The organism is Flavobacterium salilacus subsp. salilacus (assembly GCF_004634195.1).
Classification (GTDB): domain Bacteria; phylum Bacteroidota; class Bacteroidia; order Flavobacteriales; family Flavobacteriaceae; genus Flavobacterium; species Flavobacterium salilacus.
Genome location: NZ_SKBP01000009.1, coordinates 84803 through 107832, shown reverse-complemented (window position 1 = coordinate 107832; position 23030 = coordinate 84803). Strand labels below are relative to the sequence as shown.

Genomic DNA, 23030 nt, shown 5'->3' with positions numbered 1-23030 from the left:
CACAACGAATAAATACAATAACATGAAATTTTTTATTGATACAGCAAACCTCGACCAAATAAAGGAAGCACAAGAGCTTGGCGTTCTTGATGGAGTAACTACCAATCCGTCATTAATGGCAAAAGAAGGCATTACAGGAAGAAATAATATATTAAAGCATTATGTTGACATTTGCAATATTGTAGATGGTGATGTGAGTGCCGAAGTTATTGCTACTGACTTTGAGGGAATGATAAAAGAAGGCGAGGAGCTTGCCGAACTTCACGAGCAGATAGTAGTAAAAATACCAATGACAAAAGATGGTATTAAAGCCTGTAAATATTTTACGGACAGAGATATTAAAACCAATGTAACACTGGTATTCTCAGCAGGGCAGGCATTATTGGCTGCTAAAGCCGGTGCTACGTATGTATCGCCTTTTATCGGGCGTTTGGATGATATCTCTACCGATGGTTTAAACCTTATCGACGAAATCCGTCAGATATATGATAACTATGCTTTCGAAACCGAAATTCTTGCAGCATCGGTGCGTCATACCATGCACATTGTAAACTGTGCTAAAATTGGAGCCGATGTTATGACAGGACCGCTTTCGGCTATTACAGGACTTTTAAAACACCCGCTTACCGATTCCGGATTAGCACAATTTATTGCTGATTACCAAAAAGGAAATCAGTAATTATTTAGATATAAAGACTGCAAAAAAGGCTGCCCATCAGGCAGCCTTTTTCAGTATTATTCAATAACCATTTCCTGAAGCCTTCGCCTGTAGTTTTCCAATATCGTAGCTTTAAAGATAATACCATAGTACTTTTCATCTTTCAATATTGGTAAATAATCGGTTTTCGCAGCTTCAAACTTATCCATAATCATCTCTACCGAATCTTCAATAGATACTGTTTCAACAGTAGGCTTCATAAGCTCTTCCAGCTTACTGTATTTTATTTTAAACTGGCTGAAAGCAATATGGCGTATAGTGTTAAAATCGATAATACCTATCAACCTGTTTTTTTCATCTACTACTGCAAAAATACTTTGCTTGGTAGTCGATAGCAGATTAATAACATCATCGGGTTTATGTGTAGTAGGTATCGTTTTACCATCAGTATCTACCATAGCGAGTAGGTCGATGCTTGACAGTATGTTTTTATCTTTATCACCTGTAAATACTTCGCCTTTATCTGCCAAGTGTTTTACATCCATAGAGTGGTTTTCAAACTGTTTGGATACGGCAAAACTTATTGATGAAACAATCATAAGCGGCACCATAAGGTTATAACCACCCGTAATCTCCCCAATAAGAAATATAGCAGTAAGCGGAGCATGAAACAATCCGCTGAGGAGTGCTGCCATACCTACTATAGTAAAACTGCTTACAGGAAGATTTTTTGCCAAACCTATCATGTGTAGCATCTTAGCAACAAAAAAGCCGAGATATGACCCTACAAAAAGTGACGGAGCAAAGTTACCGCCGTTACCACCGCTGGAAAGCGTTAGCCCTGTAGCAAAAACTTTTAGCAGCATAGTCCCTCCTGCAAAAGCAAGCAATACCCATGCATTATCTTTAAACCCTTCCAGCAGGGTGTTATTCAGTAATTCTTCGGGGTGGGCGTTTGTCAGTACCTTAATGCTCTCATAACCTTCGCCAAACAGGGTAGGTGATAAGAATATAAGGGCAGCCAACGGCAGTGCGCCATAAAGCCCTTTTTGATAATCACCTTTTTTCAGGCGACTGAAATAACCTTCTATTCGTTGAAATTTTCGGGCATGATATATCGATATAAATCCGCCCAGTATGCCCAGTAAAATATAATAAGGAATATTATGATAATCAAAAGGATGTTGTTGTTTGAAAGATAAAAGCACCTCTTCATTAAGCACTATGGTAGATACAATAGCTCCCGTAGCAGCCGATATCATAATTGGTATAAATGCCGTTATGGAAACATCTGTAAGTACTACCTCTATAGCAAAAAGTACGCCCGCAATAGGCGCGTTAAAAGCTGCTGCAATACCCGCAGCTACCCCACAGGCAAGCAGTAATATCCTGTCTTTTTTAGAGAGTTTGTATTTTTGAGCAAAGTTAGAACCAAACGCCGCGCCCGTTATGGTAATTGGCGACTCAAGCCCTGCCGAACCTCCAAGACCAACAGTAAGTGAGCTGGTTATTATTTGGGCATACATTTGCTTTCGGGGCATAATTCCGCCCTTTTTGGCTACAGCATAGAGTATGCGCGAGCTTCCTTTTTCTATTTTACCATTCAGTATTTTCCGAACAATAAATATGGTAAGCAGGATACCCACAATGGGGAATATACTATTTACATAAGGTAACTTAAGATAACTGTCTATATAATTGGCAAAGCGTAAAACATTGTGCGCAAAACTTTTAAGTATAATAACGGCAAATGCAGTAGATATAGCGACCAATACAGCCGAAAGGTATATGAAATGTCTTTCGGACAGCAGGCTTTTAATGATAAAGAACAATGTTTCAAGCCGACGAAAGTTATTCCTCAAAAATAACCGGACTTTTGAAACTTTACGATTAAGCATTTTATGAATAGGAAAATTTAGTATTTTAAATAAAATGCGAAGTTACTTTATTTATAAAAAAATCGTTACTATTTATAAGTTTTTTAATGCTTCTCTTGTACTTAAAGGTTTTAACGAAGCTCTGAAAACAAAATTCCTTACAGCATCAGGATCGGTTTTACCATATTCGCGCAATGCCCAGCCAATAGCCTTTTGAATAAAAAATTCGTTCGATTCTTTATGTTTCAGGCATTCACTAAATAATATTGAAGCATCGGTATCTTTTTTATAACCCAATTGAAATAATATTGCAGAACGGTTGAGCCACATATTATCGGATGAAGAAAAGCGGTTTATGACACTCAATGTCTCCTCAGGGTATTGTTGCAAGTAACCACCCAGTAGGTATTTAGCAATTACATCTACCGTGTCCCACCATGAGTGGGTAATAAGTAAGTACTCTGTCAGGTTAATATCATCTTTACTGAATTTATTTTTCAGTTCTTTCATCAATATTTCTACCGCACAGTAGTGGTACTCTCGTTGCGGCATACCGTAGAGCTGTTTAGCAAGTTCGCGCGGGTGTTCTTTAACCTCATCTTTATATTCTGTAGCAGCAAGTTTAAATAGCGACCTTCTTAAATCAGTTTTTAGCCCCATGAAAACAAATTTGTCTTTCATGTACTTCTTCATATATACTGCGTTTTCAACCGAAACATTTGCTTTAAAAGAAGCAGTAAGTGTATTTATAAAACCCATAGGTATATTCTATAAAGTAGGGAGCGTTTCCTTTACATAATTGCGCACAGCTTCAAAATATTTGGTAAACTCCTCCTCAAATTCACTGTAATATTCCTGTAATTCATTTACGGATTTAGTCATCCCCGATTTATCTTTGGTACGCCTGTCCATTTGCTGCAGTATTCCGCCGATGCCTTCTATTGTGGCATAACTACCCAGCCAGTCTTGTTTTATCATATAGGGTATCATACCCTTTGTTTTTTCGGTAAGAATACTGTAGTTGTCCTGCAGTAACTTATAAAAATATTGGGTATAATCGTGAAGTGTTTCACTATGGTAATTACTCCAGTTCTTAGCCAAAAAATGGTCGTAAAAAATATCTATAATAACCCCCGAATAGTGGTGGTATATGGGGTGCAGTCTTTTAGTACTTTGCCTGAAAATAGGATGAGCATCCGTATAAGTATCTATCAGACGATGTAAAACAATACCTTTCTGTACATCAGCAGGTAACGATTTTGGAGCCTTACCATGTATGCCATCTGCCATAAAATTACCAATTTTAAGCAGGTCATTATCTCCCGAAAGATATATGTGGGCTAAAAAATTCATAGCACAATGTAGTGATTTGTTTTGTGGCAACAAAGTATAAATTATACAAGCTATTTCTTTTTCCTACAAAAAAGTAATCTTTAGTTAAAACTAAAACTGATGTAAACCTTATATTTGCTATAACCAAAAACCAATTTAAATTATGACACTAATCAAATCGATATCAGGTATCAGAGGTACAATAGGCGGAAAAACAGGTGATAACCTTACCCCTGTAGATGCCGTTAAGTTTGCTTCTGCGTACGGTACCTGGTTAAAACAACATTCCGGTAAAGAAAAAATAACAGTAGTAATAGGTCGTGATGCCCGTATATCAGGACCCATGATACACAACCTTGTTATGAACACTCTTGTGGGGCTGGGCATAAATGTGATAGATTTAGGGCTCTCCACAACCCCTACGGTAGAGGTTGCCGTACCGCTGGAAAAAGCAGACGGCGGTATTATACTAACAGCGAGCCATAACCCAAAACAATGGAACGCACTAAAGTTACTGAACGAAAAAGGTGAATTTTTAAGTGGTGATGATGGTGCCAAAATTCTTGAAATTGCCGAAGCAGAGGCTTTCGATTTCTCGGATGTGGATAGTTTGGGAGAGGTTACTGTAAATGATGCCTACATGGACATCCATATTGATGAGGTGCTTAACCTGCCGTTGGTGGATGCCGAAGCCGTTAAAAAAGCAGGCTTTAAAGTAGTGGTAGATGGGGTTAACTCATCGGGAGGTATTATAATACCGAGACTGCTTGAGCAAATGGGAGTAGAGGTAGTAGAGTTATACTGCGAACCCAACGGACATTTCCCGCATAACCCTGAGCCATTAAAAGAGCACCTTACAGATATATGTGAGCTTGTAGTAAAAGAAAAAGCACACTTTGGTATAGTAGTAGATCCTGACGTAGATCGTTTGGCATTTATATCAGAAGACGGCGAGATGTTTGGGGAGGAATATACCCTTGTAGCCTGTGCCGATTATGTATTGAGTAAAACTCCTGGTAACACGGTTTCTAATATGTCGTCATCCAGAGCATTACGCGATATTACCGAAAAACATAAAGGGAGTTATGAAGCCAGTGCAGTAGGCGAAGTAAATGTAGTAACGCTTATGAAGGCTAACAATGCCATAATAGGAGGGGAGGGTAACGGCGGTATAATATATCCTGAGTTACACTATGGTCGCGATTCATTAGTGGGTGTGGCTTTATTCTTAACGTATCTTGCTGAGAATAAAATTACTTCGGTAGCCGCATTACGGGCTTCATATCCGCAGTACTACATGAGTAAAAACAAGATCGAGTTAACGCCGCAAATAGATGTCGATGCCATATTAAAAGCTATGGCAGAAAAATATGCCAATGAAGAAATTTCTACTATTGACGGTGTAAAAATTGATTTTGCTGAGGAGTGGGTACATTTGAGAAAATCGAATACCGAGCCTATTATCCGTATTTATACCGAAGCGCAAACACAGGATAAAGCAGATGCTCTTGCCGAGCGTATTATTGCTGAGATAAAACAAGTAGCAGGAATATAAGACCTCTGTTTTTTATATAAAATTAAAAAGCCGAAGTAATTACTTCGGCTTTTTCTCATTATTCTTTAAACCATTTATAATACCACATCCCTACATATTCATGCAGAGCCTTTTCGGTATATTTTAGTTTTGAGTAGGATGGCAACCAGTTATACAAAACAGTTCTCGGACCTTTTTTTATCTGAAAATTGGCAGGTGCGGCTATAGGCTGTAACCCTTGACTTTTGAAAGTTTGTATAGCCCTTGCCATGTGTGATGCGCTGGTTACTAAAATAAATTTATTTTCGTTACCCAGCCGTTTTTTAAGTTCAATGGCTTCTTCCCATGTATTGGCAGGCTTGGTTAACATAATAGTATCTTTGGGCTGTACCCCCAGCGATACGGCAGTTTTTGCCATAACCTCTGCCTGCGATGTTTCGTTGGGTTTGCTGGAATATCCTGAAAGTATTAATGTAGTACCCTCCATTTTTGTATAAAGGCGTACTCCCTCTGTTAGCCTGCTTAGTGCAACTTCCGATAGTTGATGAATATTGGGCAAGTCCGGATCGTTAACATGTCCGCCGCCTAACACTATTACAGGGAGCTTTTCATGTATATTTTCAGCTTTAACAGGGGCATACCGCTGCTCTAAGTTTCTCATTAAATAAACAGGTAATGGCGTTACACTAAACAGAAACATATCCAGAACAGCAAATATCAGGAATAATCGTGCTGTTTTTTTGCGCTTTAGCTTATAGAATATCAATGCCAAAACAGTTGCAATCCAAAAAATGTTTATGGGACTTAAAAATAGGTTCATTGTGTTTTTGTTAGAGCGGTATAAATGTAAAAAAATCCTGCCCGTTAGGGCAGGATTAAAATTAAAACTAAAATTATAAAAAAATTATTTTACGATTAACTTTTTAACGATGCCTTCGGATGTCTTGATGATATACATACCGGAAGCCATTTTAGTAGTATTTATAGTTAATGCCTGTTTTTCTGAATGTATCAGTTTACCGTTAAGGTCATACACATCGATATCGGCAACACGGTTAAAGTAAACCACACCATCGGTAGCAGGGTTAGGGAATATTGCAAATGTTTTTGGAGCATTTACAAATTCTTTAGTACCAAGATTAGTAATATCTACTTCAAATATAGTAAGTGTTCCGCTAATTTCGTTAGCTACTATAATGTAGTTAGTATCGTTAGGACTGTCTGCACTACTGATGAACGTAATACCTTCAGGAGCATGGTCACCTTCAAAAGCAGATGTACTTCTGTTATTTTTATAGTCTGTAAATACAGGAGCAGCAGGATCTGTAACATCATACACCATTACGCCACCTACTCTTTCCAGACCAATGAATGCAAAAGTACGGTCTTCAATGGTTGCAATAGTAACACCTTCAGGCTCCGGTCCTTTAGCACGGCTTCTTCCTTTAAGGTCGTTGTCTTCATTATCAGCATTAAATATTGCACTGAAAACAGGGTCATTAGCAATATACATCTCGAAATCGTCACCACTGTCAAATACTATTTCTTTAGTATCTGCATTAAATATAGAGAACGAGCGTGAACCTAAGCAGAAAATTTGGTCGAAGTCAGTGTCGGTATCAGTATTTCCGTTAAGGTTGGTTACCCTCATTCTGCCTGCGTTAAAGCTCTTTTTAAGCATAGCCGATTGCGGGTAAGCAGTAGCATCAAGTACATAACCGTTGTTACCTATAGTAGTTCTTTCTTCAAAGCCGTCATATTCTTTCTCATCGCCTTCGTTAGCTGTAATGATATAGTTAGTACCGGCTACATTATAAGTGGCTACAGCATCAGGAATGTAGTATGCCTGTATTGGCCAGTTGGCAATAAGTATTTCATCGTTATTATCTGATATATCAAAACCATTGCCCGGCAGACTCATATCTTTAGTGCCTAAAGCCCAGATATCCGTGATAGTATTATTAGTTAGGTCTATCGCTGCAATAGCATTATTTTCCTGTAGTGTTACCCATGCTTTTTGCGAATCGGCACTTACAGCTACATACTCCGGTTCAAAGTCTTGAGCCATTGTGCTTGCAGCATAGAGTTTTCTTACGCCTGAAGCAATTAGTGTAGCTTCTTCTGCATTATAAGCAGTAAAATCTATTGTGGTAACATCAGCATTGGTTAAAGAAGCTGCTCCGTTTGTCATATCTATAACACTTACAGAACCTTCAGGATCTACACTGTAGTCAGCATTAGGCTGCCCTTCGTTGGCAGTAATTACTTTAGTTCCGTCTGGAGTAAAGCTAATGTTGTCAGGAAGTACACCAACAGCTACCTGGCTGATAAAAGTACCATCGGTATCAAAGAATACTACCGAACCGTCAAGCACCTCATTATCATTTGGCGATGCAACAGCTACCATACCGTTATTAACCGCTACGCTGGTTATACCTCCGTATGAGCTCATATCTATAGAGCTTACAACAGACGGAGCTTCAGGATTAGAGAAGTCTATAATATCAAGGAAACCTGCCACAGCACTTGTTGTAAATAATTTTTCACTTTCAGCGTCATAAACTACTATTTCGCAAGTACTTGTACCTGCTCCTGATGGGTCAAAACTACCTACATATTGTAACTCTATGCTTTGGCTTGGTTCCGGTGCCATACGGTCGTTGTCTTTAATGTAAATTGTAGCGAATGTTTCACCCGTAAGTGTAACACCCATAGGGTTCTCAAGGCTTAATACAAAATACTCGGCGTGTTGCTCTTCTTCCGTATCATCTATAACAGGTATAGCTATAGTTTGTGTTAGCTCACTTGTACCTGTAAAGTTTAGCGTAGTAGTTGTATAAGTAAAGTCGGAAGCATCTGCAGTGCTGAATGGTGCAGCTTTTACTACAAGGTTTACAGAAGCTGTATTAGGGTTAGATAGGTTAAGTACTACGTTTACAGTACCGGCATCTTCATTTACAACTATAAATTCAGAGTCGAATGAAATTTCGGTATTGTAAGCAAAGTTGTATGTATAAGCACAAGCCATAGTAACGCCTGATGCATCTTCAATATTGTTTATGGTAAGCTCATAATCAATACCGCTTTCAAAAGCTGTTGTATAAGTAAGTGTTACCACGTTACCATCTACAGCAACAGTACCTAAATTGTCTATGCCTGCATAGTTAGCGATTGTAGCAGCCGAAGCAGCTTCAAGCTGGTTATTAAAAGTAACCTCTATAGTGGTATTGTTAAGCACCGTTACGTTTTGTACTGTTGGCGCGCTTGGGAAACCCCATGCCGGCCATACCTGTGCAGGAGTATCCTCGCCCACACCAACCCAGTTGGCAGGGTTTAGTATAGCAACTCTTAATTCGGCAGGAGTACCTGTTTGAGTTCCGTTATAGTATGCATTTACAGTATTACCGTCAACATTACCGGGAGCTGTAGAAAGGTTAACAGCGCTAACGCCGTCAACAAGACCCGCAGGTATCATAGATAGGCTTCCGCCACACGCTGTATTATCAGCAACCCAACCGTTAGACGACATAGCTGTAATATAGTTTGGCATTGCAGCCGAACCTGTGTAAACAATTACCTGGTCTCCGTCAGAGCTTAAACCAAAGTCAGCACCTTCTACAGTACCTGTATTGGTAATAAGTTCTCCTGTTTGTATTGTAATTACCGAGCCTGCAGGAACACAGCTTGTAGCTGTCCACATGATAGCATCAGTACACTGTGGTTGATCGTTTGTAGTATATTTAGAATCTGTAAGGTAGATAAATGTACCTTCTGTAATGTCAGCAAAAGTGATAAGAGCAACTTCATCCTCAGCGGTAGATGAGTTCATTCTGTAGCCAACAAAAGCCATATCGCCGGCATTAAATGCTGTTTGCTCTGCTATTGTAGTGAAAGTTACTGACTGAGTATCTGTAAGAGCATTATCACTCATGTCCTCAACCATATTGCCTAAAAGGGCAACATAATATTGTTGACCATTCATTAAATCACCTGTAGGTACAATAGTAATTGTATTATCGGCAAATGTAGTTGTAAAAGGTACAATTGCACCTTCGGCGTTATCCAAACGAAGTTCTACTAAGGTAGCAGCGTTTGTATTTGTTATAGCTGAATTATCTATTAGTCTTACATTTTCGTTGAAAACAATTTGTGGGGTAGTATTAACTGCTATAAAGTTAGCTTCATTAGCAGGAGTAAATACAGCAAGAGGAGCAGTAACATCTTCTACACCATCCATAAGAGCACCCATTATGGCAAGATTGTCAAACCTGTTGTTACCACTACTGCCGGATGCATTAGCACCGCCAAAGTCTATTTTAAAAATAAAATCGGCATTGTTTTCTACGCCTTCAATAGCCGAAAAATCAACCGTTACAAGGCTGTAATCTTCGGTAGGAAAAAAAGTAGTTGTACCAAGCCCTGCGTTAGTATAGTTTTCACCCCCATCAAGGCTATAGCTGTAGTATTGCTCTGTAGCTCCTGATCCTGTTCTTGTAGTAGCAAATGATACTACCACATCTTCATACCCTGTAGTAGGGAAAGCAATAATAAGCGAACGTGTATTACTTGGGTTTCTTGGGCGAAGTCCGTTTCCTGCCGGGTCGCCGTTTTGAGCATTCAGGATATCTCCTGATACGTCATCCATATAACCATCACCTGTTCCCGGGTAGGTTATGGATGTTGTTCCTGCTACTATCGAATAGTCAGCAGCAACCATTTCAACAGTGCCATCTACGGCATTAAAATTCCAATAGTGCATAAGATCTTGTGCACTCGAAGCAAATGTTACTAAGCAGAAAGCCAGTAATATAAGCATTTTTTTAGTGTAGTTGTTTAACATGATTGTGTAGTTTATTTATAATAGCTACAAATCTCTGCCTCATAAGTTAATTAATTATTACTTGAAAATAACGACTACATTAACATCTGTTTACCTAATGTTGATTAAATGTAAAATTTAGTAAGATTTTTTTCACGATTAAATAACCTGATATATCGTGTTTATTGACTTTTGTGATTAACGTTAAAAAAAGGAAGCGACTTATTGAGCCGCTTCTTTTTATTTTTATGTTTTTGTTAGTTTTACATAGCGTTAACAATAGCAAGAAAATCATCTGCTTTTAGCGATGCGCCACCTATAAGCCCACCGTCAACGTCAGGTTTCGAAAATATTTCATTCGCATTATCAGGTTTTACGCTGCCTCCGTATAATATAGAAGTTTCATCGGCTACTTTTTCGCTAATATTATCTCTTAGTAACGAGCGTATAAAAGCATGCATTTCCTGCGCCTGTTCCGGTGATGCTGTTTCGCCTGTTCCTATGGCCCAAACCGGTTCATAAGCCAGTACTATACTTGCCCATTGGTTTTGGCTTATATGGAATAATCCTTCTTTCAGTTGCGATTCCACTACATTAAAATGATTGCCCGATTGTCTGTCAGCAAGCTCTTCGCCAAAACAAAATATAACAGTTACATTGTGTTTTAGTGCCGTATTTACTTTTTCGGCAAGCAGGGTATTGGTTTCACCAAAGTAAGCCCTTCTTTCCGAGTGACCTAATATTACCGTATTTACATTAATGCTTTTTAGCATACCTACAGATATCTCTCCGGTATAAGCACCGCTTTCGGCTTGGTGCATGTTTTGTGCCGCAACAATTATATTACTGCCCGCAGCTTGTTCTACAGCAGCCTGTAGGTTTACAAAAGTAGGAGCTACTACTATTTTGGTAGTGGTTTTTTCCGGTCTTTTAGCTAATAACTCTTCCAGTAAGGCTGAGGTTTGCTTACTGTCATTATTCATTTTCCAGTTTCCGGCAACAATCTGTTTTCTCATTGTTCTAAAGTATTTAAGGTGGCAATTAATTTTTCGTCGTCAGCTTCTATAGCGCGGTACAGCGCTATGTTACTTTCTTTATCTACTACTATATAGCGGGGTATCCAATCCAGCTCTATACCATTTCTAAAATCGCCGTTTTTATATTCGGAATGACCTATGTAATAATGTTCTCCTTTAACTTCAAACTTGTCGATACCGGTTTTCCAATCATCAGGTGTTTTATCATAGGATAAAAATAAGTAAACGATGTCCGGGAATTGCTCCTGTAGCTTATGCACTTTGGGCATTCCTTTTGCACAGTCCGGACACCATGATGCCCACACATCTATAACTATCACATTGCCTTTGTACTTATCCAACACATCTTTAAACGGCATTTCAGTTCCGGTTTCTATATACTTCATTTTACTATTAAGTGTAGCTTCTGAAAAAGTAGTAGGAGCTTCTTTTTCAGTACATGCTGTAATGGTTATTAACAGCAACGGGAGCAATAGTATTTTTTTCATTTTTTATGAATTTGATTATTCTAACAAAATTACACACTAATGTAATATGGAGCGTTATAGTTTTGTAAAATTATTCCAGTCGGATTTTAGGATCAAGATACGCATAAATAATATCTACCAGAATGTTTATGATTACAAACGTGGTGGCAATTACCAATACGGCACCCATTATAACAGGCAGGTCGAGTGTGTTAAGCGCTTCCACTATTTCTTTGCCCAGACCGTTCCAACCGAAAATATATTCTACAAAAACAGCCCCTGCCAGCATAGAGGCAAACCAGCCCGATATGGCAGTAACCACAGGATTAAGCGCATTTTTAAGTGCATGTTTCCTGATGATGCGAATTTCGCTGAGCCCTTTAGCTCTTGCAGTGCGAATATAATCTTGCCCCATAACTTCCAGCAATGAATTTCGCATAAGCTGTATCACCACACCAAGCGGACGTATGCCCAAAACTATAGCGGGTAGTATCAGGTTTTTCCATTGTATGTATATGCCCTCGCCAAAATCATCTACTTCATACAGGCTGCCCGTCATGTTCAAGTTTGTATATTGGTGCAGTAAAAAGCCAAACACCCATGCAAACAGTATGGCGGCGAAAAAGGAGGGGAGGCTCATGCCCAGCGTACTTATAAGTGCAATCATCCTGTCCAGCACAGTATCTTTATTAATAGCCGATACAATACCTAAAAATATCCCGATGATGATAGCAATTATAATAGCACTAAATGCCAGTACTATAGTATTGGGCAACGTATCGCCAATTACCTGTGTTACCGCTTTGCCACTTTTCTGGAAACTTTCGCGCAGGTATGGAGCTTTTAAAACAGTAGTTGTACCGCCAATACTAAATAGTTTTATCGCGCTGTATTTCCCTTCGGATAAATAAGTATAATCTTCCTGATTGGTGCTGTGAAAGGAAACAGGCGATAAGTCATTCAGGTAATACAGGTATTGTGTACTTACAGGTTTATCAAACCCATATTTTTTTTTGATGATGGCAAGCTGCTCGCTGTTTTCATTTTGGTCGAGCATCATTCGCGCCGGGTCGCCGGGCAGTACCGTGAACAAAAAGAATATAACGGTTACTACTCCAAAAAGCGTGAGCAGTGCATATCCTGTTTTGTATAAAAGGTACTTTAGCAAATGGATGTTATTTACTTATTTCAGAATAAGGCTTATCTAAAAGCTCGACCAGTTCTTCGGCAACAAAATGTTTTTCGTTGATGCCGTCCCAATCTTTAATAATATTACCATTCCATAAGTAAACTACTCCGGGAGTATCTTTGGTATCGCCTAATATTTTCCAGAAACCAAGTACATCCACTACCTTATACGGGTATTCTGCACCTGCATATTCAAAAAACTCAGGGATAAGTTCGGCTTCTTCATCCATAAAAATAATACGGATTTCAGGAAAGTTCGGGTCTTTACTTTTTAGCTCGGTCAATTGTTTAGCAGTATCTCGGCAATGCTCACATCCCGGAGCAAAAAGTGCCATTATTTTTTTGCCTTTATCAATGTTAGGGAAATATTGCGAGTAAGCCGATTTTACAGGAGCAGGGGCATCGCCTGTGGCAACAGCTACTTCTGTATCCAATGCTTCTTGTGGAATATTACTTGTAGCTGTACTTTGCGGACGTATAGGGGCAAGCATAAACACACTTAATACAGCAGCAAAAATAACTGTTGTAAGTATCCAAAAGTTGCTTCTGTCACGATAGTGTTTTAATAATCTTGACAGGAAAATTAAAAGCACTATTGCTACTACATTTTTTATAATAGCTTCAATGGGGGTCATGGGTAACAGGCTGCCAAAACAACCGCAGTTACCGCTTGTTCCGCCGTTTTGAATAGTGTCAATAGTAAGGTGGGTAGTAAATACCAAAAGCATTACTATCGTGGCAGGAATTACAATGCGTTTTAAAAAGTGGGGTTGCAATATTAACAAGCCTAAAGCCAATTCTAACCCTATTAATGTTCTTGAGAAATAAGGTGCAAAACTTTCAGAAAAGCCCAGAACATACAATTGCTTAACCTCGAATGTGGTAATAGCAAAGTAGGGTGACGGGTACATTTTGGCTACTGCCGAAATGATAAACAAAAAAGCTATGATGATTCGTAGTATTACAGGTAAAAATTTCTTCATGACTTGTGTTTTAATCTAAATTTTATCAAATATAAAGCTTATCGCACTTTTAACTTGTTAATGAGTTGTTATTGGGCAAACCCCATGTGGATTAAGGCAAACACAGCATAGTTGATCATATCCTGATAGTTGGCACCTATCCCTTCGGAAACTAATGTTTTTCCTTTATTATCTTCTATTTGTTTTACGCGGAGTATTTTTTGAAGAATCAGGTCGGTTAACGAGCTTACCCGCATATCGCGCCAAGCCTCGCCATAGTCGTGGTTTTTGGCTTCCATAAGGGCTTTGGTAAGAGCTACTTTTTCATCATACAGTTTGGTCGCTTCCTCTGCATCAAGGTCGGGCTGAATGGCAATTCCTTTATCCAGTTGAATAAGCGCCATTATCGAGTAGTTAATAATACCAATAAACTCACCCGTTTCATCTTCGTCCACCTTGCGAACGTCATTCTCCTGAAGGCTGCGAATGCGTTGTGCCTTTATAAAAATCTGATCGGTAAGCGATGGCAGTCGCAGTATGCGCCATGCGCTCCCGTAATCTTTCATTTTGTTAGTGTACAGTTCCCTGCATACAGCAATAACACTGTCATATTCGGCGGATGTATTACTCATTTAAGTAGTATCTTTGTATGAAAATTCAAATGTAGTAAAAAACACCCCAATCCCAAAGGGGCAATGCTAAAATAGACGTTATGCTCATTAACTGCAAAGGCACGCTTACAGACCTCTCTCAACCCAAAATAATGGGTATATTAAACTGCACTCCCGATTCTTTTTACGATGGTGGTAGGTATAAAAATGAAAATGAATTTTTACAGCAGGCAGAGCGTATGCTGAGCGAAGGTGCTGATTTTATTGATATTGGGGCTTATTCTTCAAAACCCAATGCAGAGTTTGTTAGTACTACTGAAGAATTACAGCGTATAGTTCCCGTAGTAGAATTGATACTGAAACATTTTCCCGATACACTTATTTCTATAGATACTTTTCGTGCCGATGTGGCAAAAGCCTGCATAGCAGCAGGGGCAGCTATAATAAATGATATTTCGGCTGGGCTACTTGACACAAAAATGCTGGAAACCGTAGGACAGTTAAAAGCACCCTACATTATGATGCATATGCGCGGTACACCGCAAACTATGACAAAACTCACGCAGTATGATGATATTGTAAAAGAGATGTTGCTTTATTTTTCGCAACGTATTGAAGCGGCACGAAACTGTGGTATTGACGATATTATTATCGATCCCGGTTTTGGTTTTGCAAAAACATTGGAGCAAAACTATGAGGTACTACAAAAAATGGAACTGTTTAAAATAATAGAACTGCCCATATTGGCAGGCGTATCACGAAAGTCGATGATATATAAATTACTTGGTATAACGCCACAGGAAGCCCTTAACGGAACTACAGTACTAAATACTGTAGCATTAACCAAAGGAGCTAATATACTGCGCGTACACGATGTAAAAGAAGCAGTGGAAACGGTTAAAATAATGAAGAATTTAGAATTATAAATTACGAATTACTTTATAAGCATCCAAAAATTCTTAATTCTAAATTTCTAATTTGTAATTGTTTATTGGTGGTGATACGGCTCATTTCTCAATATCGTAAAAGCCCGATATACCTGCTCAATAAAAAATAAGCGTACCATTTGGTGCGAAAATGTCATTGCTGACAGCGATATTTTACCCTGTGCTTTGCTATATACCGCATCCGAAAAACCATAAGGACCACCAATAACAAACACCAGTGTTTTTATACCTGAATTCATTTTCTTTTGTAATTCCTCAGAAAAACCTACGCTACTGAAACTTTTTCCGTTTTCATCCAATAAAACTAATTGGTCGGTAGGGGAGAGTTTACTTAAAATCAATTCACCTTCCTTTTCTTTTTGCTGTGCTTCGCTGAGGTTTTTTACATTTTTAATGTCAGGGATAATTTCCAGGTCAAACTTTACGTAAAAGGATAAACGCTTCATATAATCGTCTATAAGCGTTTGTAGTGCTTTATTATCGGTTTTGCCTATAGCAAGGAGTTTAATGTTCATTTTTTTAGCTTCTAAGAAGCTAAGCAGCTTAGCCGCTCAGCAACTATTTAATCATCTCTATAAAATCATCTTCACTAATTATCGCTACGCCCAGCTTTTGGGCTTTTTCCAGCTTGGCAGGTCCCATATTAGCTCCGGCAACTACATAGTTGGTTTTTGAGGAAATAGAACTACCTACTTTACCACCATTATCCTCAATAGCTTTTTTAAGCTCATCGCGCGAGAATTTTTCAAATACTCCTGAAACTACAAAGGTATTACTTGCCAGTTTATCGCTTACACTGGTATTTTCCGATTCCTGCATTTCAAGTTGAATACCATAACCTTTTAGTCGTTCTATAAGTAGTCTGTTCTTTTCGTTATAGAAAAAGTCAACTACACTTTGGGCTATGCGTTCGCCTATTTCATCTACCAGTATTAGATCTATTAATGAAGCATTGGCAAGGTTATCAATGCTCTTATAATGTTTTGCTAACTTCTTCGCAACCGTTTCACCCACATAGCGTATGCCCAATGCATACAGCACCCGTTCGAAAGGTATCTCTTTTGATTTTTCGATACCGTTGATGAGATTCTCTGCCGATTTTTCTGCCATACGTTCCAGCGGAATTACCTGCTCTTTTTTCAATTCATATAAGTCGGCATAATTTTCTATTAATCCCGAATTATAGAGCAAAGTAACCGTTTCGCCACCAAGCCCTTCAATATCCATTGCTTTTCGCGAAATATAATGTTGTATCCTGCCAACAATTTGTGGAGGGCAACCATAAAAGTTAGGGCAGTAATGCTGTGCTTCGCCCTCTTTGCGGATTAACTCTGTATCACATTCAGGGCAATGGGTTATATATTGTGTAGGTACAGAATCGGCATGACGTTTTTCAAAATCAACCTGTATAATCTTAGGGATTATTTCACCGCCTTTTTCTACAAAAACGGTATCGCCTTCGCGTACATCAAGTTTTGCAATCTGGTCGGCATTGTGTAGGGATGCACGCTTTACAATAGTGCCGGCAAGTTGCACCGGTTCAAGGTTGGCAACGGGCGTAATAGCCCCCGTGCGCCCCACCTGATAGGTGATAGTATGCAGTAGGGTAGATGCCTGCTCGGCTTTAAATTTATAGGCTATTGCCCATCGAGGCGATTTTGCCGTATAGCCTAATTCTTCCTGCTGGTACAGGTTGTTAACTTTTACAACTACGCCATCCGTTTCATAAGGCAGGTTGTGCCGATGGATATCCCAGTAGTCAATAAAAGCAAAAACTTCGTCTATTGATTTGGCAAGTGTTGCTTCTTTCGGAACCTTAAAACCCCATTCGCGGGCTTTTTCTAATCCTTCAAACTGAGAGTTGAAAGGCAGGTTATTGCCAATAATAGAATAGAGTAAGCAATCCAGCGGGCGTTTTGCTACCAACGCGCTGTCTTGCAGTTTCAAGCTGCCCGATGCAGTATTTCGCGGATTGGAATAGGGTGTTTCGCCTATTTCGATAAGCTCTTCATTCATCTTGGCAAAACCTTTCAGGGGTAGGATAATTTCACCACGAATTTCGAATTTTTCGGGGTAATCTCCCTTTAGTTTTAAAGGTACCGAGCGTATGGTTTTTACATTATTGGTTATTTCATCACCCTGAAAACCGTCGCCACGAGTAACGGCTTTGCTGAGTTTACCATTTTCATACGTCAGGCTTATGGATGCCCCGTCATATTTCAACTCGCAGGTATAGGTCACCTCAGTAGTGCCCAAGCCTTTTTGTACACGTTGTTCCCATTCGTGCAACTCTTCTTTAGAATAGCCGTTATCCAACGAGTACATGCGGTACTCATGTAGTATGGTGTTAAAGTTTTTGGTTATGGTTCCGCCTACACGTTGGGTAGGGGAGTTTTCATCAAAAAACTCAGGATGTTTAGCTTCAAGCTCTTGTAGTTCTTTCAGCTTCATGTCAAATTCCAAATCGGAAATTACAGGAGCATCAAGTACATAGTAGTTATAGTTGTGCTGTTGCAGTTCTTCGCGCAACGCAGTTATTTTTTGAAGAATGTCCATTACCCAAATTTTTTGTGTTTGCTAATTTAGGTAAACTTCGCTGAATTGGAAAATGATTATTTTTAGGTCGAAACGCCTGTTAAAACATATCTTCAAACTGTTTGTAAACCGTACCTTCTGTCAATATTGTACCTTGCTGTATAAGTTCAAAAACCTCTGTATTGCGGTCTTCGCCAAAAGGTTTTTTGCCTCGTGTAACTTTTACTTCTTCAGAGAAAATATTTTCGTTAAGCCATATTAAGCCTTCTTGAGTTAAAAAGTCGATATTTGAATTATGGGCATGTATTACTATGCTTTCCATTTCTTCTTTTAGCAGTTTAAAAAGAAAAATATGATTTTTAGAGTAATGTTCAAGCCATTCGGCTTTGTCCAGTACGGCTTCCCATACCATATCGCTAAAAACATCCAGCACTTGCTCGGCTACTTCAGGTTGATTTTCTTTTACAGTATCCCATTCTGTTTTATCTATTTGTTGCGAGGCAAGAAAACGGGTAAACTCCGGGTGTAATTCTTCAAGTTGTTCTTTGGTAAGGCGGGTATATTTCATAATACTATTTTCAATATTGTTTAAAATAAAAAAAGCCTCCCCGGAAGGGAAGGCTTTTAGTATAACTTTACAAATTATGCTTGTTCAGCAACAATTTCGTATGGAAGCTCAACAATAACTTCTCTGTGAAGCCTGATGTTAGCAGTATATTTACCGGTACGTTTTACGATACCGCTTGTAATATATTTTTTGTCGATGCTCTGTCCGTTTTTCTCTAAAACTTCAGCAATATCTGCATTGGTTACAGAACCAAATAGTTTATCGCCACCTGCTTTAGCGGTAATTTTTATCTCAAGTGCTTTTATAGCTTCAGCAATATTTTTAGCGTCATCTACTAATTTTTGCTCTTTAAAAGCTCTTTGTTTTAAGTTCTCAGCTAATACTTTTTTAGCTGTAGGGGTTGCCATTTGTGCAAATCCCTGAGGAATTAAAAAGTTACGACCATATCCAGGTTTTACTGTAACAATATCATCTTTAAATCCTAAATTCTGTACGTCTTGTTTAAGTATAAGTTCCATAATATTGCCTCCTTTTTATTTTAATAAATCAGCCACATATGGCATTAGTGCTAAATGACGTGCTCTTTTTACGGCTACAGATACTTTTCTTTGGTATTTTAAAGAAGTACCGGTAAGGCGACGAGGAAGTATTTTACCTTGCTCGTTAACAAACTTCAATAAAAAGTCAGGATCTTTATAATCTACATATTTGATACCTGATTTTTTGAAACGGCAATACTTTTTAGTCTTGTTCGTCTCTATGTTTAAAGGCGTAAGATATCTGATATCTCCGTCTTTTTTTCCTTTAGCTGACTGTTCTATCGTTGACATAATTAGTTTGCTTTAGCTTTTAGTTTTTCTCTTCTTCTTTCTGCCCATGCTACAGCGTGCTTATCAAGAGCTACCGTTAAAAAACGCATAATTCTTTCGTCACGTCTAAATTCAGTTTCAAAGCCGATTAGTACTTCGCCTGTTGCTTTGAATTGGAATAAATGGTAAAAACCACTTTTCTTGTGCTGGATTTCGTAGGCTAATTTTTTTAGCCCCCAGTCTTCTTTTGCTACAATCTCTGCTCCTTTGGAAGTAAGATAATCTTCAAATTTACTTACTGTTTCCTTTACCTGGGTTTCAGATAAAACGGGATTCAAGATGAAAACAGTTTCATAGTTGTTCATAATGATATTGTTTTAATATAAAATTGGGTGCAAAAATAAGAAATTTTATTTAATCTGCAAGTTATAAAAATGGTTTTTTAACACTGCAAAAATGCATATTTTTTCTTTATATTTGTAATCATCCCAATTAAAAACACATAATTTTACTGAAACCTTATACCTAACCGACCTGAATAATGAAACTTAACTGTGTAGTTGTTGACGACAGCACCATACATAGAATTACTATTGCCAAGCTGGTGAATGAACATCCCGACCTTAATCTTGTCGGTGATTTCTCTAATGCTTCAGAAACACGTAACTGTATTCTTAACAAAACTGTCGATCTGCTCTTTTTGGATATTGAAATGCCTGTACAAAGTGGTTTTGATCTCCTTGACGGGCTTAAAACCAGACCGCAAATTATTTTTGTGTCTGCCAAATCCGATTACGCTTTACGTGCCTTTGATTATGCCGCTATAGATTACTTACACAAACCTATAACAAAAGACCGCTTTAACAAAGCGGTAGAAAAGGCAATGCAGTTGCACCAAATGAAAAAAGAGATACCCGAAGAGGAGGGAGAGTTTATTTTTGTAAAAAGTAATTTAAAAAATCTTAAAATATACATCAGTCGCATTAAGTGGATTGAAGCCTTTGGCGATTATATTAAGATTATTACGGAAGAAGGCACTCATTTGGTACTATCTACCATGAAATCGTTTGAAGGTGAACTCCCTCAAGACAAGTTTTTGCGTGTTCACAAATCATTCATTGTTAATATTGATAAAGTAGAACGTTTTAACAGCCGATTTGCCGAAATAGGCAGTACCCAGATACCGCTTAGCCGTAATAAAAAGGAAGATCTTGCTAAAGCAGTAAACAAAGCCTCTCAATAAGGGTCAACATTTATTACTATCCTTACGGCTCGATATTGCGGTACGGCATCAAAGCTGTCAGTAATTTTACTGATGATACCTTTATTGGTTGCCAGTGAAGCTCCCTGAGGTATTTTTACCATTATGGTACGTATGTATTCATTGCGTATTTTGCTTATTCCCGGCTCTTCAGGTCCGAGTACAGGCACATCCATATTTTGTGATAGCACATTGTAAAGCCAAATAGCGGCATCTTTCAGCTTCTCATAATCCTTATGCTTTAGAGTAAGCCGAACCAGTTTGTAAAAAGGAGGGTATTTAAAATTATGCCTTTCATACACCTGTTCTTTATACATCCCTTCATAATCATTATCAGTTACCTGCCGGATGATATTATGTAACGGGTTGTACGTTTGTATGAGTACTTTGCCTCTTGTGTCCTTGCGCCCAGCGCGTCCTGATACTTGTACCATCATTTGATAAGCACGTTCAAAAGCCCGAAAATCAGGCTGATACAGCATGTTGTCGGCATTTAGTATGCCTACAAGGCTCACGTTGTCAAAATGTAGCCCTTTGGCAAGCATTTGAGTACCCACCAATATATCTATTTCTTTATTTTTAAAAGCATCTATAATTTTTTCATAACCATATTTGCCTCGTGTAGTATCCTGATCCATTCGCCCCGAATTTTTGTCAGGAAATAACTCCTTTAATTCCATTTCTATTTGCTCTGTACCAAATCCTTTAGTAGAAAGATCTGCGGAATGGCACTGATGGCAATGCGTAGGGTTAGCAATATTATATCCGCAATAATGGCAACGCAACTGATTTTTATATTTATAATAGGTAAGGCTAACGTCGCATTGCGGGCATTGTGGTACATGTCCGCAGGTCATACACTCTACCCATGGCGAAAAACCCCTGCGGTTTTGGAATAATATTACCTGCTTGCCCAACGATAATGTTTCGGCTATAGCATTGATCAGTTCATCACTAAAGTGACCTGTCATGCGTTTACGTTTGTACTTGTCTTTCAGGTCTATCAGCACAATTTCAGGGGGCGTTACATTACCATAACGTTCTCTCATTTGTACGTATCCGTATTTGTGATGCACGGCATTATAATAACTCTCTATGCTTGGGGTTGCCGAACCTAATAGTACTTTAGCCTGAAAATAGCCTGCCAATACTATAGCAGCATCGCGGGCATGGTAGCGCGGTGCAGGGTCTTGTTGCTTAAAAGTTTGTTCATGCTCTTCATCAATCACAATCAAACCAAGATTTTGGAACGGTAGGAATAATGCCGACCGCGCCCCGATAATTACCTTGGCTTTCTCTGAGCCTTGCAGTACCTGTTGCCACGTTTCTATACGCTCATTATTTGAGTATTTAGAATGAAAAACCGCTACCTGATTGCCAAAGTAGGCAGTAAGTCGTACTACCAATTGAGTAGTAAGGGCTATTTCAGGCAGTAGGTACAGTACCTGTTGTCCTTTATTGATGTATTCTTCTATCAGCTTAATGTAAAGCTCTGTTTTTCCGCTCGAAGTCACGCCGTGCAACAATGTTACCTGATGGTTTTCAAAACTTGTTTTTACTTCGGTAAAGGCTTCTTTTTGTTTTTCGCTTAATGAAAAACCTGCATCATCACGGCTTGTAAATTGTATGCGATCTTCGTCTATGGTATATTCTTCAAAAATTTCTTTATCTGTCAATGCTTTTATGACAGCAGAGGATACCCCTGAAGTTTCGGTAAGTTTTTTTACTGTGATTGGTTTTTTCTCTGCTGCGTTTAGTTGAAAGTAATGCAGCACTGCTTCGCGTTGTTTTTGCGAACGTGATAGCATTTCCATCAATTCATTTAGTTTATCTTCCGCTAAAAATTTGGGTCGAAGCCTAACATAGCGTATGGTTTTGGGCTTATATTTTTCGGATATTTCTTCTTGTAATACTATTACATTTTTTGCCAGTAGTTTATTTATAAGGGGTAGTACTGTTTTTTTGTTTAAAATTGCTGCTACTTCCTGTATTTTTATAGATGATTGTTTGCGCAGTGCATCATAAATAAGGTATTCATCATCTGTTAAATCATCCTCTTGGTTATAATCCTTTTTGGGAGTGATAATGGTTTCGCTTTCCAGTAAATAACCTGATGGCATTGCAGAGCGGTACACTTCGCCAATAGTACACATGTAATAGCTTGCTATCCAGTGCCAATGTTTTAGCTGGGTTTCAGTTACTATCGGGGTTTCGTCCAGTATTTGGTGTATGTCTTTAGCTTCATAAAGTTGCGGAGGGTTTTGGTGTAGCCCAATGGTTATAGCCGTATATACTTTATTCCGCCCAAAGGGTACTGCCACACGCATGCCGGGCTGTATATAATCAAATTCAGGTTCGGTAACGGCATAGGTAAACGATTTTGGCAGAGCCAGCGGCAGGATAACTTCTATAAAAAAAGACATAC

21 protein-coding genes are annotated in these 23030 nt (G+C 38.7%); 4 read left to right on the top strand and 17 right to left on the bottom strand.

Features of this window, described 5'->3' with window-relative positions; genetic code table 11:
- The first annotated feature begins 22 nt into the window (after positions 1-22).
- The gene (gene fsa, locus E0W68_RS11245) at positions 23-679 is read left to right on the top strand and encodes a fructose-6-phosphate aldolase (protein ID WP_135219531.1); all 657 of its coding nucleotides are present in this window, start codon (positions 23-25) and stop codon (positions 677-679) included.
- Positions 680-735: 56 nt separating this feature from the next.
- Here fsa and E0W68_RS11240 read toward each other — a convergent pair whose 3' ends face one another.
- From E0W68_RS11240 to E0W68_RS11230, 3 genes are all read right to left on the bottom strand, one after another.
- The gene (locus E0W68_RS11240; protein WP_135219530.1) at positions 736-2556 is read right to left on the bottom strand and encodes a chloride channel protein; all 1821 of its coding nucleotides are present in this window, start codon (positions 2554-2556) and stop codon (positions 736-738) included.
- A 72-nt stretch (positions 2557-2628) separates the two neighbouring features.
- Positions 2629-3294: a DNA alkylation repair protein gene (locus tag E0W68_RS11235; RefSeq protein WP_135219529.1), complete on the bottom strand. Its 666-nt coding sequence runs from the start codon at positions 3292-3294 to the stop codon at positions 2629-2631.
- Positions 3295-3303: 9 nt separating this feature from the next.
- Positions 3304-3888 carry an acyl carrier protein phosphodiesterase gene (locus E0W68_RS11230; RefSeq protein ID WP_135219528.1) on the bottom strand — a complete coding sequence of 195 codons (585 nt, stop codon included), beginning with the start codon at positions 3886-3888 and terminating at the stop codon, positions 3304-3306.
- A 142-nt stretch (positions 3889-4030) separates the two neighbouring features.
- Between E0W68_RS11230 and glmM the strand changes: the two genes are divergently transcribed.
- Positions 4031-5422 (top strand): phosphoglucosamine mutase, encoded by a 1392-nt coding sequence (gene glmM / locus E0W68_RS11225; protein WP_135219527.1) that lies wholly within the window; start codon positions 4031-4033, stop codon positions 5420-5422.
- A 58-nt stretch (positions 5423-5480) separates the two neighbouring features.
- Here glmM and E0W68_RS11220 read toward each other — a convergent pair whose 3' ends face one another.
- The 7 genes from E0W68_RS11220 to E0W68_RS11190 all read right to left on the bottom strand — a co-directional run bounded on the left by E0W68_RS11220 (position 5481) and on the right by E0W68_RS11190 (position 14506).
- Positions 5481-6221, bottom strand: coding sequence for a YdcF family protein (locus E0W68_RS11220; RefSeq protein ID WP_135219526.1), 741 nt, complete (start codon positions 6219-6221; stop codon positions 5481-5483).
- A gap of 84 nt (positions 6222-6305) precedes the next feature.
- Entirely contained in the window at positions 6306-10241 is a 3936-nt protein-coding gene (locus tag E0W68_RS11215; RefSeq protein ID WP_135219525.1) for a choice-of-anchor I family protein, read from the bottom strand.
- A 242-nt stretch (positions 10242-10483) separates the two neighbouring features.
- On the bottom strand, positions 10484-11236 hold the full coding sequence (gene tpiA, locus E0W68_RS11210; protein ID WP_135219524.1) for a triose-phosphate isomerase: 753 nt from the start codon (positions 11234-11236) through the stop codon (positions 10484-10486).
- On the bottom strand, positions 11233-11745 hold the full coding sequence (locus E0W68_RS11205) for a TlpA family protein disulfide reductase (RefSeq protein WP_135219523.1): 513 nt from the start codon (positions 11743-11745) through the stop codon (positions 11233-11235). Before E0W68_RS11205 ends, tpiA begins: the two co-directional genes overlap by 4 nt.
- A 70-nt stretch (positions 11746-11815) precedes the next feature.
- The gene (locus E0W68_RS11200; protein ID WP_135219522.1) at positions 11816-12892 is read right to left on the bottom strand and encodes an ABC transporter permease; all 1077 of its coding nucleotides are present in this window, start codon (positions 12890-12892) and stop codon (positions 11816-11818) included.
- A 7-nt stretch (positions 12893-12899) separates the two neighbouring features.
- Entirely contained in the window at positions 12900-13895 is a 996-nt protein-coding gene (locus E0W68_RS11195; RefSeq protein ID WP_135219521.1) for a MauE/DoxX family redox-associated membrane protein, read from the bottom strand.
- A gap of 68 nt (positions 13896-13963) precedes the next feature.
- On the bottom strand, positions 13964-14506 hold the full coding sequence (locus E0W68_RS11190; protein WP_135219520.1) for a DUF1599 domain-containing protein: 543 nt from the start codon (positions 14504-14506) through the stop codon (positions 13964-13966).
- An 80-nt stretch (positions 14507-14586) separates the two neighbouring features.
- Here E0W68_RS11190 and folP point away from each other — a divergent pair, with 80 nt between their 5' ends.
- Positions 14587-15411 carry a dihydropteroate synthase gene (gene folP / locus E0W68_RS11185; protein ID WP_135219519.1) on the top strand — a complete coding sequence of 275 codons (825 nt, stop codon included), beginning with the start codon at positions 14587-14589 and terminating at the stop codon, positions 15409-15411.
- Positions 15412-15473: 62 nt separating this feature from the next.
- Here folP and rlmH read toward each other — a convergent pair whose 3' ends face one another.
- The 6 genes from rlmH to rpsF all read right to left on the bottom strand — a co-directional run bounded on the left by rlmH (position 15474) and on the right by rpsF (position 19709).
- Entirely contained in the window at positions 15474-15947 is a 474-nt protein-coding gene (rlmH, locus tag E0W68_RS11180; protein ID WP_135219518.1) for a 23S rRNA (pseudouridine(1915)-N(3))-methyltransferase RlmH, read from the bottom strand.
- A gap of 43 nt (positions 15948-15990) precedes the next feature.
- Positions 15991-17988, bottom strand: a complete 1998-nt coding sequence (gene ligA, locus E0W68_RS11175; protein WP_135219517.1) for an NAD-dependent DNA ligase LigA — start codon at positions 17986-17988, stop codon at positions 15991-15993.
- Positions 17989-18067: 79 nt separating this feature from the next.
- Positions 18068-18535, bottom strand: coding sequence for a DUF6495 family protein (locus tag E0W68_RS11170; RefSeq protein WP_135219516.1), 468 nt, complete (start codon positions 18533-18535; stop codon positions 18068-18070).
- A 74-nt stretch (positions 18536-18609) separates the two neighbouring features.
- Entirely contained in the window at positions 18610-19053 is a 444-nt protein-coding gene (rplI, locus tag E0W68_RS11165) for a 50S ribosomal protein L9 (RefSeq protein WP_135219515.1), read from the bottom strand.
- Between the two features lie 15 nt (positions 19054-19068).
- Complete coding sequence (gene rpsR, locus E0W68_RS11160) at positions 19069-19365, bottom strand: 30S ribosomal protein S18 (protein ID WP_020211613.1); 297 nt, start codon at positions 19363-19365, stop codon at positions 19069-19071.
- A gap of 2 nt (positions 19366-19367) precedes the next feature.
- A complete protein-coding gene (gene rpsF / locus E0W68_RS11155) occupies positions 19368-19709 on the bottom strand; it encodes a 30S ribosomal protein S6 (RefSeq protein WP_135219514.1) in 342 nt (113 codons plus the stop codon).
- Between the two features lie 176 nt (positions 19710-19885).
- Between rpsF and E0W68_RS11150 the strand changes: the two genes are divergently transcribed.
- Entirely contained in the window at positions 19886-20587 is a 702-nt protein-coding gene (locus E0W68_RS11150; protein WP_135219513.1) for a LytR/AlgR family response regulator transcription factor, read from the top strand.
- On the opposite strand, the gene priA is transcribed toward E0W68_RS11150, so the two are convergent.
- Positions 20581-23028, bottom strand: coding sequence for a replication restart helicase PriA (gene priA, locus E0W68_RS11145; protein WP_135219512.1), 2448 nt, complete (start codon positions 23026-23028; stop codon positions 20581-20583). The genes E0W68_RS11150 and priA overlap by 7 nt on opposite strands.
- Between the last annotated feature and the right edge of the window lie 2 nt (positions 23029-23030).